This is a genomic window from Pseudomonas sp. St316, from assembly GCF_018325905.1.
Classification (GTDB): Bacteria; Pseudomonadota; Gammaproteobacteria; order Pseudomonadales; family Pseudomonadaceae; genus Aquipseudomonas.
The window spans coordinates 4,296,543-4,314,313 of record NZ_AP021901.1; the positions used below are offsets into that span (position 1 = coordinate 4,296,543).

Consider the following 17,771-nt stretch of genomic DNA (forward strand, 5'->3'; position numbering starts at 1 on the left):
CCTCTTTCCAACAGAAACAGCCACATTGCCCGTCTTGCCAGCCGCGATCTGAGCCGCCGGATTAGCGCCGTCCCAATGCATCGAGCGAGAAAGCATAACGCTCGCCATCCGGATGCGACACCAGGCTGAAGCGCTTGAAGTCCAAGCGATAGTCCTTGGTGGGATCCATTTTCAGCCACGCGCGGGCCTGGGCCGGATCGAGCGACTGCATCAGGTCGAGCTGCTGGTTGTAGCCGCCATGGCGCGCGAGATCGACGCCCCGGGCATGATCATGCAGCATGACCATGGCCCACCCTCCCAAGCTGAAGTGCCCGGTGAACAGCACGCTCAAGCGCCCGTCGATACGGGCCTGGAGCGCCGCCCTCGAGCTGTTCATGGCGCTGAACAACACATCCTTGCCCGGTTGGCGACCCGCCTCCTCGAACGCCTGCATGGCACCCAGTGCCATTTCATCGTTGGCCGACCAGACCAGCGCAGCCTGCGGATAGCGCTTGATCAACTGGCTCGCCTGCTCATGAGCCCGTTCACGATTCCACTCGCCATAGACCAACTGGCGCAGATGCACTTGCGGGTACTCGACCAGCGCCCGGCGCAGACCTTTCTCACGCAGTTGCGCCGAAGGGGTGAATTTCTTCCCGGAAAAAGCCAGCAGATCGAGCGTCTGCCCAGGCGCCAGCGGTCCGTATTGGCGCAGCAGTTCCTTGAGCATCAGGTAACCGCTGCGCTCATCATTGGGCACCAGGCTGCCCAGCAACTCCGGAGGTGGGGCACCGCCCTCTGTCAGCAGGCGACTCTGATCGCTGGTCAACGTGTTGTTCACCAGGAACAGCTTGACCCCACTGCCCTGCGCCAATTGCAGGATCCGCGGGGCGACATACTGTTCGTTGACCAACACCAGGTAGTCCGGACGGTCAATCGCCGTAATCGCCTCGCGTGCCAGGCGGATCATGAGCTGGGCATCGCGTCCGGCATATTCCACGCGCAGCCGCAGGCCCAGCCCACTTGCCGCCGCTTGCATGAATTCGGTATAGCTGACCCAGAAAGGCTCCGTGGAATACCCCGGATTGAGGAACACTACCGAAGGAGCAGCCGATCTCGCCACCGAAGCCTCGGTCGAGGAAGAGACCGTATTGGCGGCTTGGACCTGCGTCCAGAATGACAGGCATAACCACGCTAGTAGCCTGCAAATAAACTTCGACATCCCGCCCGTCCCAAATAATACGCCACCCAGTATAACGACCCGGGTGGCGAACGGGCACATGAACGCGAGACCTTCATGTGGCCGGCGACGGCGCGAACCTATTGATGACTGACCCAGAACACTGCGGTGCCCACCACCAGGATAATCAGGAACAAAATGGCCCAGGCATCAACAGAACTGTCGCTTTTCCTTGCTTTGGTCGGATTGCTCATTGCATCGCCTCTTGTCGGTTTTGTAGGTGATTGCTCAAAGACTCGACCACAGTTAAGACGATGATTGCCCGTACGACAAATGTGGGTTAGGCAATAATCAATCTCATTAGTCGATTTGGTTCTTTACATATACTCAAACATCACTTTTGCGCATAACTCAAAACAGGTATCTTGCACCGGCTCCTCTAGGAGTGCGCGGCCGTGCGCGCAGAATTGCCGAGGCAGAACCCGATTCCAGCGAGCCAACATGCAGCTGTTTCTGATCGGCCCAAGCCTGAGACCGAGACTTATATGTACGTATATGACGAGTACGATCAGCGGATCATCGAGGACCGCGTCAAGCAGTTCCGTGATCAGACCCGACGCTATCTGGCAGGCGAGCTGAGCGAAGAAGAATTCCGCCCTCTGCGCTTGCAGAATGGCCTGTATATCCAGCGTTTCGCCCCGATGCTGCGCGTGGCCGTGCCTTATGGCCAACTGACCTCGCGCCAGGTGCGCAAGCTGGCGCAAATCGCCCGCGACTACGATAAGGGCTACGCCCACATCAGTACCCGACAGAACGTCCAGTACAACTGGCCAGCCCTGGAAGATGTGCCCGAGATCCTCGCCGAACTGGCCACCGTGCAGATGCACGCGATCCAGACCAGCGGCAACTGCCTGCGCAACGTCACCACCGACCAGTTCGCCGGTGTCGCCGCCGACGAGTTGATCGACCCGCGCCCGTGGTGCGAGATTGTCCGCCAGTGGACGACGTTCCACCCGGAATTCGCCTACCTGCCGCGCAAGTTCAAGATCGCCATCAATGGCTCGACCTCGGACCGTGCGGCCATCGAAGTCCACGACATTGGCCTGGAGACGGTCTACAACGCGGCCGGCGAGCTGGGCTTCCGTGTGCTGGTGGGCGGTGGCCTGGGCCGTACGCCGGTGGTCGGCGCGTTCATCAACGAGTTCCTGCCATGGCAGGACCTGCTGAGCTACCTCGACGCCATCCTGCGGGTGTACAACCGCTACGGCCGTCGCGACAACAAATACAAGGCGCGGATCAAGATCCTGGTCAAGGCCCTGACGCCTGAAGTGTTCGCCGAGAAGGTCGACGCCGAGATGGCTCACCTGCGTGGCGGCCAGACCACCCTGACCGAAGCCGAAGTGCATCGCGTCGCCAAGCACTTTGTCGACCCACAGTACAAAGCGCTGGGCAATCAGGACGCCGAACTGGCAGCGCTCGACAAGGAACACCCAGGCTTTGCCCGCTGGCGCACCCGCAATACCCTGGCCCACAAGAAGCCCGGTTATGTCGCGGTGACCCTGTCCCTGAAGCCGACCGGCGTCGCGCCCGGCGACATCACCGACAAGCAACTGGACGCCGTGGCCGACCTGGCCGAGCGCTACAGCTTCGGCCAGTTGCGCACCTCCCACGAGCAGAACATCATCCTGGCGGACGTTGAACAGAGCCAGTTGTTCACCCTGTGGGGCGAATTGCGCGAGCAAGGCTTCGCCACCCCGAACATCGGCCTGCTGACCGACATCATCTGCTGCCCGGGCGGCGATTTCTGCTCGCTGGCCAACGCCAAATCGATCCCTATCGCCGAATCGATCCAACGTCGTTTCGATGACCTGGACTACCTGTTCGACATCGGCGAGCTGGACCTGAACATTTCCGGCTGCATGAACGCCTGTGGTCACCACCACGTCGGCCACATCGGCATCCTGGGCGTGGACAAGAAAGGCGAAGAGTTCTACCAGGTCTCCCTGGGCGGCAGCGGTAGCCGCGACGCCAGCCTGGGCAAGATCCTCGGCCCATCGTTTGCCCAGGACGACATGCCTGACGTGATCGAGAAGCTGATCGACGTGTACATCGAACAACGTACCGAAGACGAGCGCTTCATCGACACTTACCAACGTATTGGCATCGACCTCTTCAAGGAACGCGTCTATGCAGCGAATCATTAAGAACAACGAGGTCATCGACGAAACCTGGCACCTGCTGCCCAAGGACGCGACCTTCGATGGCATCTCCAACTGTGACGACCTGATCGTACCCCTGGCCCTGTGGCGCGATCATGCCCACGCCCTCAAGGCCCGCGACGGCGGCCTTGGCGTGTGGCTGGACGCCGACGAGGAAGCCGAGGAAATTGGCGACGACGCCAACCAGTTGCAGGTCATCGCCCTGAACTTCCCGGCCTTCACCGACGGGCGCAGCTACTCCAACGCCCGCCTGCTGCGTGACCGCTATGGTTTCAAGGGTGAATTGCGGGCCATTGGCGACGTACTGCGCGACCAGCTGTTCTACATGCGCCGCTGCGGCTTCGACGCCTTTGCCTTGCGTGCCGACAAAGACCCCTACGAAGCCCTCGAAAGCCTCAAGGACTTCTCGGTGACCTATCAGGCTGCCACTGACGAGCCGCTGCCGCTGTTCCGTCGTCGCTAAGATCTGACACATGAAAAAGCCCTGATCCGGGTGTACCGGTTCAGGGCTTTTTTGTTGGGCATGATTTGCGCAAAATCTCGCAGCCCCGCCGAAACCACTGTGGGAGCGAGCTTGCTCGCGATAGCGGAGGGACAGCTTGCGTCAATGGGGATGTGCCGCCGTCATCGCGAGCAAGCTCGCTCCCACAAGGGGACACCCTATCCCCAATCCCGAGGATACCCGCCCCCCCGAATTACCAGAACCGCTGCTGGGTCAAGCGGCTCCACCAACTGAGCAGCAGACGATCCACTGAACCGCTGGCCGCCATGCCGATGCGTTCCTGCAGGCTTTTGCGTTCGGCGTAGTGCAGGTGGTACAGCTCTGCCCCCTTGGCGCGCTCGGCCAGGTATTCATCGCTGGTTTTCAGCTCATCCACCAAGCCCTTGCCCTGGGCCGCGACACCCAACCAGACTTCACCGGTCGCCACTTCATCAATGGCCAGTTGCGGGCGGTAGTTGGACACGAAGTTCTTGAACAGCTCATGGGTGATGTCCAGGTCTTCCTGGAATTTCTCCCGGCCCTTCTCGGTATTTTCGCCGAACACCGTCAACGTGCGTTTGTATTCCCCAGCCGTCAACACTTCGAAATCAATGTCGTGTTTCTTCAGCAGCCGGTTGACGTTGGGCAATTGCGCGACGACGCCGATGGACCCCAGGATCGCGAAGGGAGCGCTGATGATCTTCTCGCCGATGCACGCCATCATGTAGCCGCCGCTGGCCGCCACCTTGTCGATGCAGACCGTCAACGGCACGCCGGCCTGACGGATCCGCGCCAGTTGCGACGAGGCCAGGCCGTAGCTGTGGACCATGCCGCCGCCACTTTCCAGGCGCAGCACCACTTCATCCTTGGGCGTTGCCAGGGTCAGCAGCGCGGTGATTTCATGACGCAGGCTCTCGGTGGCCGAGGCCTTGATGTCACCGTCGAAATCCAGCACGAACACCCGGGGCTTGGCCGCCGGTTTGTCCTTGCTCTTCTTCCCGGCCTTTTCCGCCTTGCCTTCGGCCTTGCGCAGCGCCTTGAGCTGATCCTTGTCCAGCAACGTCTGTTCCAGACGCTCACGCAGCCCCTTGTAGAAATCGTTGAGCTTGCTCACCTGCAACTGGCCGGTCGACTTGCGTCGCCCCTTGCTGCGCAGCGCGGCAAAACTGGCCAGCACCACCAGGATGGCGATCACCAACGTCACGGTCTTGGCCAGGAAACCGGCGTACTCGATGAAAAACTCCACAGCAACTCCTTAAATGCAATGCGCCACTGAACGCAGGCGCGTAACGGTCCCAGCATACCCATGCGCCTGCGTCGCGACCAGTGATGAAACCGGTGGTTACCTTAACGCGAGCGAGGCAGGACAAGGCTGCAACGGGCATTTCAAACAAGCGTATGTTTTTTCATTGACAGCTCACCGCCATCCCCATAACCTCGCCAAACCTTCAACGTACCGGGATGACGCGGACGTGGGCAGTATCTATCTGATTCGACATGGCCAGGCCTCGTTTGGTGCGGACGACTACGATGTCCTTTCACCCAATGGCGCGCGCCAGGCGCAAGTGCTCGGCGACCACCTGGCGCAGCTTGGTGTCGTATTCGATCGCTGCCTCTCGGGTGACCTGCGTCGCCAACAGGATACCGCCATCGGCGCGCTGGGCCAGATGTCCGCCGCCGGATTGCCGGTTCCCGGGCTGGAAATCGACGCCGCGTTCAACGAGTTCGATGCCGACGCGGTCATTCGTGCCCTGCTGCCGGACATGCTCCCCCAGGAGCCCGAGGCGCTGCACATCCTGCGCAACGCCGCGCAGAACCGCACCGAATTCCAGCGCATCTTCGCACTGATCGTCGAGCGTTGGCTCAGCGGCCAGTATGACCCGCCGGGCCTGGAAAGCTGGCTGGGTTTCGTCGAACGGGTCCAGGCGGGCCTGCAGCGCATCCTGGAGCAAGCCGACAACACCCATAAGATCGCCGTGTTCACCTCCGGCGGCACCATCACCGCCCTGCTCCACCTGATCACCCAGATACCGGCCCGACAGGCCTTCGAACTGAACTGGCAAATCGTCAACACCTCGCTCAACCACCTGAAATTCAGGGGCAGCGAGGTGGCCCTGGCTTCCTTCAACAGCCATGCCCACCTGCAACTGCTGAAGGCCCCGGACCTCATCACCTTTCGCTGAGTCCGGATTACTGTAGACCCTTGCTGTACCACCCAAATAAGGATCGAAACCATGACCACCGTAGCCGACGCCGTACAAGCCATGAAAGCCAAGTTCAACCCAGCCGCCGCTTCCGGCCTGGACCTGGTATTCGGTTTCCGCATCGACGATACCAAGAATTTCTCGCTGGTCGTCAAGGACAGCACCTGCGAGCTGCTGGAAGGTGAAAACCCGGACGCCCAGGTGACCCTGGTGATGGACGGCGAAACCCTGCAAGGCATCGTCGACGGCAGCACCGACGGCATGCAAGCGTTCATGGGCGGCAAGCTGCGCACCGAAGGCGACATGATGCTGGCCATGAAACTGTCCGAGCTGTTCCCAAGCTGAGACCGCGCTCGCGTGCTTCGCGAGCCGTTGGTTGCAAACGAATCCCGCCCCTGTGGCGGGATTCGTGTTTTTACCCTCCGCTGATTTTTGCATTGCCCTCACAACCTTGATCCCTGTCAGTGGTCGCTCCTCCCCCAGCCGCTAACGTAGCGCTTCCATCAAAGCCAGGGACGGCTCCTCGGAAGCTGGTACCGGCTCATCTCAAGGAAGAGAGACTCATGCCCACACTGAAGATCATTTTGCTGTCGAGCGCCTTCAACGGCCTGACCCAACGCGCCTGGCTGGACCTGCGCGAGGCCGGCTATCGCCCCAGCGTGGTGCTGTTCACCGACCCGGACTCGGTCTGCCGGCAAATCGAAGAAAGCGGCGCCGACCTGGTGATCTGCCCGTTCCTCAAGGACCGCGTACCCGAGCAGTTATGGCGCAATCCGCGGCGCCCGGTGGTGATCATTCATCCCGCCATTGTCGGCGACCGCGGCGCCAGCGCCCTGGACTGGGCAATCACCCGGCAGCCCAAGCGCTGGGGCGTCACGGCATTGCAGGCAGTAGAGGAAATGGACGCCGGCCCAGTCTGGGCCACTTGTGAATTCGACCTGCCCCACGGCCTGCGCAAATCCGAGCTGTATAACGGCCCGGTCAGTGACGCTGCTATCCATTGCATCCGCGAGGTTGTGAAAAAACACCTCGACGGTTTCATCCCGGTGCCACTGGACTATGGCAATCATGACGTGGTCGGACGCCTGCAACCGAACATGACCCAGGCCCATCGCACCTTCAGCTGGCACGACAACACCGGTTTCATCAAACGCTGCATCGACGCCGCCGACGGTCAACCCGGAGTACTGGCGAGCCTGGCCGGCGAACAGTTTTACCTGTACGACGCCCATCCAGACGTTCGCCGCGGCCTGCCCGGTGAACTGCTGGCCGTGCGTGATGATGCGGTGTTGGTGGCGACAGGGGATGCAAGCCTGTGGATCGGTGCCCTGCGCCGCAAACCGCAGCCCGGCGAACAGACCTTCAAGCGCCCGGCGCGCCATGTTTTGTCGAACCACCTCGAAGGCGTTCCAGTGCTCGACGGTTCCCTGGCCCGCCAGCCGTTCAGCGATGAGCCTTATCAACCCATTCGCTACCGGGAATGCGGCCATGTGGGCGAACTGACGTTCGAGTTCTACAACGGGGCGATGAGCACTGAACAATGTCAGCGCCTGGTGGACGCACTGCGCTGGGCCAAGTCCCGGGACACCGAGGTGCTGTTGATCCGCGGCGGGCGTGGCAGTTTTTCCAACGGCGTGCACCTGAACGTTATCCAGGCCGCCGCCGAACCCGGCCTGGAAGCCTGGGCCAACATCCAAGCCATCGATGACGTCTGCATGGAGCTGTTCAGCGCCCGGCAACTGGTGGTCAGTGGCCTGACGGGAAACGCCGGGGCCGGCGGTGTGATGTTGGCTTTGGCGGCCGATATCGTGCTGGCGCGCCGCGACATTGTGCTCAACCCGCATTACGCGACCATGGGCCTGTATGGCTCCGAATACTGGACCTACAGCCTGCCCCGGGCGGTCGGCCCGGACATGGCCTGGAAGCTCACCCAAAACTGCCTGCCCATCAGTGCGCTGCAAGCGTTGCGCTATGGCATGGTCCAGGAGATCGGGCCACGCTGCCCCGACGAGTTCGGCCTGTGGCTGCTGCAACGTGCCAACCGTGCGCTGCTCGATCCGAACTATGAAAGCATCCGGATTCGCAAGGCCGAACGGAGCCTGTCAGCCATCCAGGCGTGCCGCGAGGGTGAACTCACGCAGATGCGGCAGGACATGGTGGACAACCGTCACGGCTTCGCCGACAAGTGCAGAGGTTTCGTCTTCAAGCACAAGGCCTGCCGCACGCCAGAACGCCTGGTTGCCCCTTGGGCGCGAACAGCGCAGGTCCCAGCTGTCCAATAATGTCCGGTATCGGCGAGGCGCGGCAGCTCTTACAATGCCCGCTTCCCCCGCTTCGGCCTGAACATGGACATCGACCTCGCCCGCACCTTCCTGGAAATCGTCCGCCACGGCAGCCTCGCTGCGGCGGCCGAAAAGCTGCACGTGACCCAGACGGCGATCACCGCCCGGGTGCAGAAGCTCGAAAGCCAGCTCGGCTGCGCGCTGTTCGTACGCAACCGTGCCGGCGCGCGCTTGACCAGCGACGGTGAGGCGTTTGTGGTCTACGCCAACCAGCTCGTGCAGACCTGGGAAGCGGCCCGTCGGGACCTGCCACTGCCCGAGGGCTATCGCAACGTCTTGCACCTGGGGGGCGAGGTCAGCCTGTGCAATCCCTTGATGCTTGCCTGGGCCGGCGAACTGCGCCAGAAAATTCCCGGCCATGCCCTGCGCATGGACATCCGCGACGGCGAGAAACTGCTGCAACAGCTGGAGCTGGGCCTGCTGGACGCGGCGGTGGTGTATCAACCCGAATACTGGCCGCGCCTGCAGGTAGAACAGCTGCTGGAAGAGAAACTCATCCTGGTACGCCTGGCCGCCCGTCCCGAGCCCTACGTGTACATCGACTGGAGTGCTGACTTCCGGCGCCAACACGACACCGCGCTACCAGACAAGGCCAAGGCCGCCGTGACCTTCAACCTCGGCCCCCTGGCCCTGCAGTACATCCTGGAAAACGGCGGCAGCGGCTACTTCCGCACGCGGGTCGTGCAGAGCTACCTGGACAGCGGCATCCTGGAGCGGGTGCCCAAGGCACCGGAATTCAACTACCCCACCTACCTGGTCTACTCCCGCGATCGGGATTCAGCGGCGTTGCAGCAGGCATTCGAGGTGTTGCGAGAGATCGTCAAGACCGGCAGCGACTGGTCGCAGCGCTGGGATCCACTGACCTGAGTTTGTGAGGGTGAGGTCCTCGCCCAAAAAGCCCTTCGCAACACGAAGGGCCTTCACAGGTTCGGTCCCGGGGCTAGCGCTGCATCTGAGCCACGATCTCGTCCTTGACCAGTAATCGCTTCTTCTTGAGCGCCTCCAAAGCATCGTCGGACAGGGCGCCAGAGGATGGTTTCTCGGCTTCGACCACCTCGGCATCAAGTTGGGAATATTTTTGAATTAACGAGTCGAGCCTTGGATTCTCGCTGCGTTTCTGCTGGATGTGGTCTTTTGTGCATTTGAGATCCTGGCACAAATCGTGAGACACCGGCATGGAACACCTCCTTCGATGGGTCGGTGGCAGACGCCCTTGCGGCGCCCGTCGATTATCAGGATGGCCTCCTCGACAGGGTTCTGTCGACCGCCAATCCGACCAGCGGTGACCGTTCGTCGTACCGGATCGCTTGGCGATCAAACCTTTGCCGGTGCGTCGCCCTCCATTGAACAGAGACGACAAGAATCGCTCGTTCAACCTGTGTGGAGACTTACCTATGGACAGATTCACCCTGCGTCAACTCGGCCTGGCAGTTGCCCTGAGTAGCAGCATGGGCATGGCATGGGCCGCGACTTCCAACGACTTTGTCGACAACGCGGCGGCCGGTGGCATTGCGGAAATCGAGACCAGCAAACTGGCCTTGGAAAAAAGCCAATCGGCGGACATCAAGGCATTCGCCAACAAGATGATCACCGACCACACCAAGGCCAACGAAGAGTTGAAAGCCCTGGCGCAAAAACATGACATCGAAGTACCCGACGACACCACGTTGATGAAAAAAGCCAAGGCGAAGATTCTCGACGTGCGCGATGAGTCTTTTGATGCGGCCTACGCCAACAACCAGGTCAAGGCCCACGAAGAAACCATCGTCCTGTTCAAAAAAGAAGCCGAAACCGTTACCGACGACAAGAAGGCTGGCAATACCGAACTCAAGGCCTTCGCCCAGAAGATGCTGCCAGACCTGCAACATCACCTGGAAGCGGCCAAGAAACTTCAGGCTGCGCATCCAAGCAAGTAGAGCGAGGCACCAAAGAGCCCGACGCTTGAGTCGCCGGGCACCGCTCACTTAATGAAAAACGGCGCTTCCCTTGAAAGGGGGGCGCCGTTTTTTTTAAAAAGCGCCTCTCCTGTGGGAGTGAGCTTGCTCGCGATAGCGGTGGTTCAGTCACACGGATGTCGAATTTGCCACGGTCATCGCGAGCAAGCTCGCTCCTACAATCGATCTGTGTTGCACATCCTTCATGGGCTAGCCGCCATCGGTGTCGATATCAGCGTCAGTATCCTCGCCAGATTTCGGCCGATCCGGTTCAGGCTTGAAGCCGGGGCTGAAGTCGTTGTCATTGTCCTTATGACGATTCTTCTGATCGACCTCAGTGGCGGCGCTCTGGGCCTGATCCGCCCCGGCAGGGCGCAGTGGCTGGGTGTTTGCTGGATCGTCGCTCATAGGCACCTCGTTCATGGATAAGACGGATGAATGACCGGTCTTGAGTATTCGAAGGTGACACAACGGCTTGAGTTCCATTTTGTCAGGACCCCGCGATCAGCCACCCAGCACGGTTCTCACCATCCGGGTCAGCGCGTCCGGGCCGTAGGGCTTGCTCAACAAATGGGTATCGGGGCTCAACTGATGGTTCCGGGAGATGATGTCCCGGGTGTGACCCGAGGTGAACAGCACCGGGACCGGTGGTTTCTGCACCTTGGCCCAGGCAGCCAGGTCGGAACTCTTGATCAGGCCGGGCATGACCACGTCGGTGAAGATCAGGTCGACCGAGATGCCTTCCAGTAACAGCTTCATCGCCTCATCACCGTTGGCGGCCGTGAGGGTCCGATAGCCGGACTCTTCCAGCAGTTCCACCGACGCGCTGCGCACCTCGTCGTTGTCCTCCACCACGAGGATCGTCTCTTGCCGGCCGGACTGAATCACGTCGTGCTGCTCGGTTTCGCCCACTTCGGGCGCAAGGCTTCGAGGGAAATACATCCGTACTCGCGTGCCCTCGCCCAGGTCGCTGGTGATCTCGATATGGCCGCCACTCTGCTTGACGAACCCGAACACCATGCTCAGTCCAAGCCCGGTGCCCTGACCATCGGTCTTGGTGGTGAAAAACGGTTCGAACGCCTGCTTCAGGATGTCGGGCGGCATGCCGGCTCCGCAATCGATCACCGACAGCCGGACATAGTCGCCGGCCGGGATCCCCTTGCCGGCACAGAACGGTTCATCGAGCACGATGTTCTCGCCGATCATGCCGATGGTGCCCTCGCCGCCCATGGCATCGCGGGCATTGATCGCCAGGTTCAACAGGGCGTTTTCCAATTGATTGCGATCGACGTGGATGCACCAGGGCGCCTGGGGCAGGTTCACTTCAATCTGGATGTTTTCGCCCAAGGCCCGTTGCAGCAGTTCACCCATGCCATCGTAGATGCGTCGCGGGTTGTAGACCTCCGGTGACAATGGCTGGCGCCTGGCAAAAGCCAGCAGTTGCGATGACAACTTGGCCCCCCGCTCCACGGCCTCGATGGAGGCACTGACCCGCCGCTGCACGTTGGCATTGTCCCGCTCGTGGCGGGCCAACAAGTGCAGGTTGCCGGCAATCACTTGCAGCAGGTTGTTGAAGTCATGGGCCACGCCGCCAGTGAGACCGCCAATGGCCTCGAGCTTTTGCGACTGACGCAACTGCTCTTCTGCCACCAGCCGCGCCTGTACTTCGTCGGCGACCCGCTGTTCCAGGTCGCGGGTGAATTTGAGCAACGAAGCTTCGGCTGTCTTGCGTTCGTTGATGTCAATCAGTACCCCCGGGAAACGCAGGGGTTTGCCCAACGCATCGAACTCACACCGTCCGCTGGCCTGCACCCATAGGTAATCACCGCCCAGACGACGTACCCGATATTCAGCGCTGTAGGGTGTGCCCGTACGCAAGGTCAGTTCGACCCGCTGGTTCACTTCTTCCAGGTCATCCGGATGAATGCTCTGGCGGGCGATCTCGATCGGCAGAGCGTCCAGTGGAGTGTCTGGCGGGTAGTTGAAGGTACGGGCGAAACGCTCATCGCCCGACAGCGTGTCGGCCTGGATGTCCCAGACGAACGATCCCAGCAAGGGTCCCGCCGAGAGGGCCAATTGGATGCGTTCATTGACGGCTCGGTAACTGCGTTCGGCCTCTCGCCGGGCGCGCTCGGTCAACACGTGCTCGGTGGTTTCCACCACAATCGCCAGCACGCCCGCCGGGGACTGGTCGTCATCGGGCACCGGGCTGTAATAGAGGTCCATCCACACATCTTCAGGCTTGCCGTCGCGCAGCAGGACCAACTCTTTGCTGCGGTAGGACAAGGTGCCGCCGGCCAGGCAGACGTCCAGCACATGCCGATTGAATTCGGCGACCTCCGGCCAACCCAACTCCACCGCGCACCCTAGCAGGTAAGGATGGCGGCCACCGGCGAACTCGGCATAGGCATCGTTGTAGATCATGAAGCCCTGGCGGCCCCACAACATCACCATCGGCAGGGGCGACGCCAGCAACAACTGAACGGCGCTGCGCAGACTGGCGGACCAGTGCTCGATGGCGCCCAACTCGGTCCGGCTCCAATCGAACGCCCGGATACGCCCGGCCATTTCACTGCCCCACCCAGGGCACCCGTGATTCTGGGATAGAAACTGCATGGTCGACTCTGAGCCTCAAAATGCCTGCAGGGAATCGGCATACACAAATCCCTTGCGATCAGAGCTTCGAGCGCTGGGTTGGCGTTTGGTTTCATGGTGATCGGCTTACGCACGATCCCTGTGGTCAAGATTGCTCCTGCTTGGCTCTGTAGCAGCTGGCGAAGCCTGCGATCTTTTGATCTTGATCTTGTTCTTTATCTTTCGCTTGCTACTCAATTGCCTGGGACAAGGTCGCAACCTCGTTGCACTCGACAGCTCCTACATTGCTCCTACGGGCGCAGCCCATCGGGAGCAAGCGCACTCACCGCGGGGGACTCAGCGAAAATCACGGCTTTGTACCTGGATGCCCGCCAACAACTCGGTCAGGTCGCTCAGCCGCCCGGCGATCAAGTGGCGGACCTCGCCGACACTTTCCCAGCGCCCGTCGACCCTGAGCAACTGCGAGCCCACCAAGGTCTTGCGCTGGCGCTCGGCCAAGTCGCGCCAGACCACCACGTTGAGGTTGCCGAATTCATCTTCCAGGGTGACAAAGGTCACACCGCTGGCCGTGCCCGGGCGTTGGCGACCGGTGACCAGCCCGGCGACGCTGACGTTGCGGCCATGCTCCACCTCTTGCAACTCCCGTGAGCTGCGGCAGCGCCGGGCACGCAGTTCGGGGCGCAGCAGGGCCAGTGGATGAGGGCCCAGTGTCGTGCCGAGCGTGGTGTAATCGGCAAACAGGTTTTCCCCCAGCGTGGGTTTTGGCAGGGCCACGGGCGGTTCCTCCTGGCTGGGTAAACCGGCGAACAACCCCAGTTGCTTCTGCACCCCGGCCACTTCCCAGCGGGCACGATGGCGATCACCGGCCAAGCCCTGCAAAGCTCCCGCGTCGGCCAATTGCGCCTGGGCCCGGGCATCGAGTTGCGCACGCTCGCCCAAGTCAGCCACGTCGCTGAAGGGCCGATGCCGGCGGGCTGCTTCGATACGGCGAGCATCCTCTTCGCGAAAGCCCTTGACCATGCACAGCCCCATGCGAATCGCCGGTTGCCGACCGTCCATGGGTTCGAGGCTGCAATCCCAATCGCTGGCGCGCACGTCCACCGGACGGATCGACAGTTGATGCCGGCGGGCATCCTGGAGGATCTGGTCCGGGCTGTAGAACCCCATGGGCCAACTGTTGATCAGGGCACAGGCGAACGCCGCCGGTTCGTGGCATTTGAGCCAACTGCTGGCGTAGGTCAGCAAGGCGAAACTGGCGGCGTGGGATTCCGGGAAACCGTAATTGCCGAAACCTTTGATCTGTTCGAAGATTTGCGCGGCGAATTCAGCGGTGTAGCCGTTTTTCTTCATCCCCTGCGCCAGGCGTTCCCGATGGGGTTCCAACCCACCGTGACGTTTCCAGGCAGCCATGGAGCGACGCAATTGGTCGGCTTCACCCGGGGTGTAGTCGGCCGCGACGATGGCGATCTGCATGACCTGTTCCTGGAACAAGGGAACACCCAGGGTGCGGTTGAGCACTTCTTCCAGCGCGGCAGAGGGGTAAGTCACCGCCTCTTCTTTGTTTCTGCGCCGCAAATACGGATGCACCATCCCACCCTGGATCGGCCCAGGCCGTACGATCGCCACTTCGATGACCAAATCGTAGAACGTCTTGGGCCTCAGCCGAGGCAACATCGACATCTGCGCCCGTGATTCGATCTGGAATACCCCGATGGTGTCGGCGCGACTGATCATCTCGTAGGTCGCCCGATCCTCCTGGGGCAACGACGCCAGGGTATAGCGGTGCCCCCGGTAGTGCTCGATCAAGTCGAAACAGCGACGAATCGCACTGAGCATGCCCAAGGCCAGGATATCCACCTTGAGTAACCCGACCGCGTCCAGGTCGTCCTTGTCCCACTGGATGATGGTGCGTTCGGCCATGGCGGCGTTTTCCACCGGCACCAGGGTGTCCAGGGGCTGCTCGGAAATCACGAAGCCGCCAGGGTGCTGGGACAAATGCCGAGGGAAACCGATCAATTGCTGGGTCAGGCTCAGCACCCGGCGCAACACCGGGCTGTCCGGGTCGAAGCCGCCTTCACGCAAGCGCTCCACTGGCGGCGCCTCGTCGCTCCAGCGGCCACAGCAATCGGCCAGGGCGTTGACCTGGTCCGGCGGCAAGCCCAGGGCCTTGGCCACATCGCGCACCGCCCCGGCGCCGTGGTAACTGCTGACCACCGCCGTCAACGCCGCTCGATGACGACCGTAGCGCTGGAACACGTACTGCAGCACTTCCTCGCGACGCTCGTGTTCAAAGTCGACGTCAATGTCCGGCGGCTCGTTGCGCTCCCGGGACAGGAAGCGTTCGAACAACAGGCTGGTGAGGCTGGGATCGATTTCGGTGATGCCCAGGGCGTAGCACACCGCCGAGTTGGCCGCCGAACCGCGCCCCTGGCAAAGGATATGGCGGCTGCGGGCGAAACTGACGATGTCCTGGACGGTGAGGAAATAACTGTCATAGCCCAACTCGGCGATCAGGCTCAGCTCCCTGTCGATCTGCGCGCGCACTTTGTCTGGCACCCCTTTTTTCCAGCGTTCACGCATGCCACGCTCGGTCAGCTCCCGCAACCAGGACGCCGGTTCATGGCCCTCGGGCACCAGCTCACGCGGGTATTGATAGCGCAACTGACCGAGGTCGAACCTGCAGCGCCGGGCGATCACCAGGGTTTCGTCGAGCAAGGCCCGCGGGTAGAGATCGACCAGGTCCTTGCGGCTGCGCAAGTGGCGCTCGCCGTTGGGGTGCAGGCGCTGGCCGGCCTCGGCCACCGTGACGTGGTGACGGATGGCGGTCATGGTGTCCTGCAAGGCACGACGGCCGCGCACATGCATGTGCACATCGCCACTGGCCACAACGGGAAGATCCAAGCGCGCGGCCAGCGCCAACGAGTCTGCCAACCAACGGCGGTCGTCCTGTGCGCAATGCAACTGGACCGTCAGCCACAGGCGCCCGGCAAAGATCGGCTGGAGCCAACGGCCATGTTCCTCGGCGTCCTTGCCCTCGGCGACCCACAACGCCAGCAATCCCGGCAAAGGCTGGTCGAAGTCCTCTCGCACGATGCGATAGTGGCCCTTCTCGCTGCGACGCCGGGCGCAGGTGATCAGCCGGCACAAGGCTTGATAGCCTTCCAGGTTTTCCACCAGCAACACCAGTTTCGGACCGTTCTCGACCTGGATTTCGCTGCCGACGATCAGTTGCAGCTCCAGTTCCCTGGCCGCCTGCCAGGCCCGGACGATTCCGGCCAGGGTGCACTCATCGGTGATTGCCAGGGCCTGGTAGCCCTCCTGCATGGCCCGACGACACAGCTCCAGGGCACTGGAAGCGCCGCGTTGGAAGCTGAAGTTCGACAGGCAATGCAGCTCGGCATATTCAACGCTCATGCGAACCAGCCCTGCAGCCACAACGGCCCGCCCTCGCCCACCGGTCGATAGGCCCAGCCACGTTGTCCGCTGCGGGTTTCGATCAGGTAGTAGTCGCGGCGTACGTCGGCACCGTCCCACCAGCCGGTCTCGATGCGCTCCGGGCCCATGAGGACTCGCGCCTGGCTGTCCTGCAGCACCTGGGCCTCATTCAGCAGCCAGCCGGGACGCTGCACGCCAGCGCGCACCGGACAGGTCTGGGGCCGGGGTTGGGGCGTCATTTGCCAGGCGCATTCAGGTCGGTGGTCATCACGAAACCCCAGGCCCTGCACCGCGTCGTCCCCCAGTCGCGCCCGCAGCCGTTCCCGCAGTTGCTCCCAGGGCAAGGACTGTTGCGGGCGCTCGTCGAACAGTTCCAGGCGCTGGGGCACGAAGCTCGGCAGGTCCTCGGCACACAGGCGAAAACCCCGCACCGGGGCCGCGACCTGCACCTGCTCCAAGCGACCGCGGGCCAGTTCGAAAAGCATCGCCGGATCCCGTTCGGCGCTGAGCAAGCCGACCTTGATCAGCGTGTCCGGCAAACCGGCGTGCTCCAGGTGCAGGTCGAAGCGCTGCACGCCGCTGTCGCGTCCGCACAGGAAGGCCGACAAGTCACCGGTCAAGCGACGCAACGGAAACAGCAGCGCCTGATGGGATTGCACGTCATAGTTGAGTTCGATGCGCACATCGAAACGGTCGGGCGGCAGGTAGAACGACAGCGCCAGGGTGCGACTGCCCGTCAACGCATCGAGGTGCTTGAGCACCTGGGCCTCGAAGCGCCGTGCCAGGGTCTGCCGGGGCAAGGCCTGGACCTGGCTCAGGCGGCGCAGACCCATGCGCGACAGCGCCGTGGCGACCTCGGGGTCCAGGCCGATCCGCTCCACAGGCATGTCTCCCAGGCATTGTTGCAAGGTCTCGGCGTCGGGCACCACCAAGGCGTCATAGGCATTGGCCAACACCCGCGCCGCCACCGGATTAGGGGCGGCGACGATGCGATGGCGAAAGCCCAGCTCGGTCAGCTCGGTCCGCAAGCGCGCCTCGAACACCGGCCAGGGCCCGAACAGACCCAGGCTCGACTCGATCTCGAACAGCAGCGTACGCGGGTAATGCACGCTGACCTGGGAGCTGAAACGGTAGGCCCAGGCCGCCAGGAACTGTTGCCAGTGTTCGATTTGCGCCGCGTCGTATTCGGCGGTGGCAAAGCCTTTGCTCAAGGCCTGGGCGGCGGTCATGGTCTGGCCGGGACGCAAGCCCAGGGCCCGTGCCGGCGCATTCACCGCTTGCAGCACCCGACGCTGGGCCGGACCGGTCAGCAATGCCAGGGGCTGTTCGGGATCGGGGCGCTGACGCAGCGCGGCGTCCAGCGCCAATTGCGGGAAGAGAATACAGACCCAGCGCATCGCAA

14 protein-coding genes are annotated in these 17,771 nt (G+C 62.1%); 7 read left to right on the top strand and 7 right to left on the bottom strand.

Annotated elements, in window-relative coordinates; translation table 11 throughout:
* Positions 1-61: 61 nt before the first annotated feature.
* The gene (locus tag KI237_RS18925; protein WP_212796539.1) at positions 62-1,201 is read right to left on the bottom strand and encodes an ABC transporter substrate-binding protein; all 1,140 of its coding nucleotides are present in this window, start codon (positions 1,199-1,201) and stop codon (positions 62-64) included.
* 503 nt (positions 1,202-1,704) lie between these two features.
* On the opposite strand from KI237_RS18925, the gene KI237_RS18930 reads away from it, so the two are divergent.
* Positions 1,705-3,363, top strand: coding sequence for a nitrite/sulfite reductase (locus tag KI237_RS18930; protein ID WP_212796540.1), 1,659 nt, complete (start codon positions 1,705-1,707; stop codon positions 3,361-3,363).
* Positions 3,347-3,841, top strand: a complete 495-nt coding sequence (locus KI237_RS18935) for a DUF934 domain-containing protein (RefSeq protein ID WP_053121484.1) — start codon at positions 3,347-3,349, stop codon at positions 3,839-3,841. Before KI237_RS18930 ends, KI237_RS18935 begins: the two co-directional genes overlap by 17 nt.
* A 232-nt stretch (positions 3,842-4,073) precedes the next feature.
* Here the strand turns inward: KI237_RS18935 and sohB are convergent, their stop codons facing one another.
* Positions 4,074-5,105 carry a protease SohB gene (gene sohB / locus KI237_RS18940; RefSeq protein WP_212796541.1) on the bottom strand — a complete coding sequence of 344 codons (1,032 nt, stop codon included), beginning with the start codon at positions 5,103-5,105 and terminating at the stop codon, positions 4,074-4,076.
* Between the two features lie 226 nt (positions 5,106-5,331).
* On the opposite strand from sohB, the gene KI237_RS18945 reads away from it, so the two are divergent.
* The 4 genes from KI237_RS18945 to KI237_RS18960 all read left to right on the top strand — a co-directional run bounded on the left by KI237_RS18945 (position 5,332) and on the right by KI237_RS18960 (position 9,272).
* Positions 5,332-6,042, top strand: coding sequence for a histidine phosphatase family protein (locus tag KI237_RS18945; protein WP_212796542.1), 711 nt, complete (start codon positions 5,332-5,334; stop codon positions 6,040-6,042).
* A gap of 51 nt (positions 6,043-6,093) precedes the next feature.
* A complete protein-coding gene (locus KI237_RS18950) occupies positions 6,094-6,408 on the top strand; it encodes an SCP2 sterol-binding domain-containing protein (RefSeq protein ID WP_212796543.1) in 315 nt (104 codons plus the stop codon).
* 218 nt (positions 6,409-6,626) lie between these two features.
* A complete protein-coding gene (locus KI237_RS18955) occupies positions 6,627-8,345 on the top strand; it encodes a hydrogenase maturation protein (protein WP_212796544.1) in 1,719 nt (572 codons plus the stop codon).
* A gap of 63 nt (positions 8,346-8,408) precedes the next feature.
* Entirely contained in the window at positions 8,409-9,272 is an 864-nt protein-coding gene (locus tag KI237_RS18960; protein WP_003200177.1) for a LysR family transcriptional regulator, read from the top strand.
* A gap of 73 nt (positions 9,273-9,345) precedes the next feature.
* Here the strand turns inward: KI237_RS18960 and KI237_RS18965 are convergent, their stop codons facing one another.
* Complete coding sequence (locus tag KI237_RS18965; RefSeq protein WP_212796545.1) at positions 9,346-9,582, bottom strand: HP1242/YdcH family protein; 237 nt, start codon at positions 9,580-9,582, stop codon at positions 9,346-9,348.
* A 217-nt stretch (positions 9,583-9,799) separates the two neighbouring features.
* On the opposite strand from KI237_RS18965, the gene KI237_RS18970 reads away from it, so the two are divergent.
* Positions 9,800-10,321 carry a DUF4142 domain-containing protein gene (locus KI237_RS18970; RefSeq protein WP_212796546.1) on the top strand — a complete coding sequence of 174 codons (522 nt, stop codon included), beginning with the start codon at positions 9,800-9,802 and terminating at the stop codon, positions 10,319-10,321.
* 228 nt (positions 10,322-10,549) lie between these two features.
* Here the strand turns inward: KI237_RS18970 and KI237_RS18975 are convergent, their stop codons facing one another.
* The 4 genes from KI237_RS18975 to KI237_RS18990 all read right to left on the bottom strand — a co-directional run bounded on the left by KI237_RS18975 (position 10,550) and on the right by KI237_RS18990 (position 17,766).
* The gene (locus KI237_RS18975; protein ID WP_502937131.1) at positions 10,550-10,762 is read right to left on the bottom strand and encodes a hypothetical protein; all 213 of its coding nucleotides are present in this window, start codon (positions 10,760-10,762) and stop codon (positions 10,550-10,552) included.
* 81 nt (positions 10,763-10,843) lie between these two features.
* Complete coding sequence (locus tag KI237_RS18980) at positions 10,844-12,955, bottom strand: hybrid sensor histidine kinase/response regulator (RefSeq protein WP_212796547.1); 2,112 nt, start codon at positions 12,953-12,955, stop codon at positions 10,844-10,846.
* 315 nt (positions 12,956-13,270) lie between these two features.
* Entirely contained in the window at positions 13,271-16,369 is a 3,099-nt protein-coding gene (locus KI237_RS18985; RefSeq protein WP_212796548.1) for an error-prone DNA polymerase, read from the bottom strand.
* Positions 16,345-17,766, bottom strand: a complete 1,422-nt coding sequence (locus KI237_RS18990) for a Y-family DNA polymerase (protein ID WP_212796549.1) — start codon at positions 17,764-17,766, stop codon at positions 16,345-16,347. The genes KI237_RS18985 and KI237_RS18990 overlap by 25 nt, the downstream gene beginning before the upstream one ends.
* Positions 17,767-17,771: the final 5 nt, after the last annotated feature.

Excerpts from the sequence above, each read along its gene's own strand:
- KI237_RS18925 (WP_212796539.1), bottom strand. The coding sequence starts at position 1,201 with ATGTCGAAGTTTATTTGCAGGCTACTAGCGTGGTTATGCCTGTCATTC.
- KI237_RS18930 (WP_212796540.1), top strand. The coding sequence starts at position 1,705 with ATGTACGTATATGACGAGTACGATCAGCGGATCATCGAGGACCGCGTC.
- KI237_RS18935 (WP_053121484.1), top strand. The coding sequence starts at position 3,347 with ATGCAGCGAATCATTAAGAACAACGAGGTCATCGACGAAACCTGGCAC.
- KI237_RS18950 (WP_212796543.1), top strand. The coding sequence starts at position 6,094 with ATGACCACCGTAGCCGACGCCGTACAAGCCATGAAAGCCAAGTTCAAC.
- KI237_RS18955 (WP_212796544.1), top strand. The coding sequence starts at position 6,627 with ATGCCCACACTGAAGATCATTTTGCTGTCGAGCGCCTTCAACGGCCTG.
- KI237_RS18960 (WP_003200177.1), top strand. The coding sequence starts at position 8,409 with ATGGACATCGACCTCGCCCGCACCTTCCTGGAAATCGTCCGCCACGGC.
- KI237_RS18965 (WP_212796545.1), bottom strand. The coding sequence starts at position 9,582 with ATGCCGGTGTCTCACGATTTGTGCCAGGATCTCAAATGCACAAAAGAC.
- KI237_RS18970 (WP_212796546.1), top strand. The coding sequence starts at position 9,800 with ATGGACAGATTCACCCTGCGTCAACTCGGCCTGGCAGTTGCCCTGAGT.
- KI237_RS18975 (WP_502937131.1), bottom strand. The coding sequence starts at position 10,762 with ATGAACGAGGTGCCTATGAGCGACGATCCAGCAAACACCCAGCCACTG.
- KI237_RS18980 (WP_212796547.1), bottom strand. The coding sequence starts at position 12,955 with ATGCAGTTTCTATCCCAGAATCACGGGTGCCCTGGGTGGGGCAGTGAA.
- KI237_RS18990 (WP_212796549.1), bottom strand. The coding sequence starts at position 17,766 with ATGCGCTGGGTCTGTATTCTCTTCCCGCAATTGGCGCTGGACGCCGCG.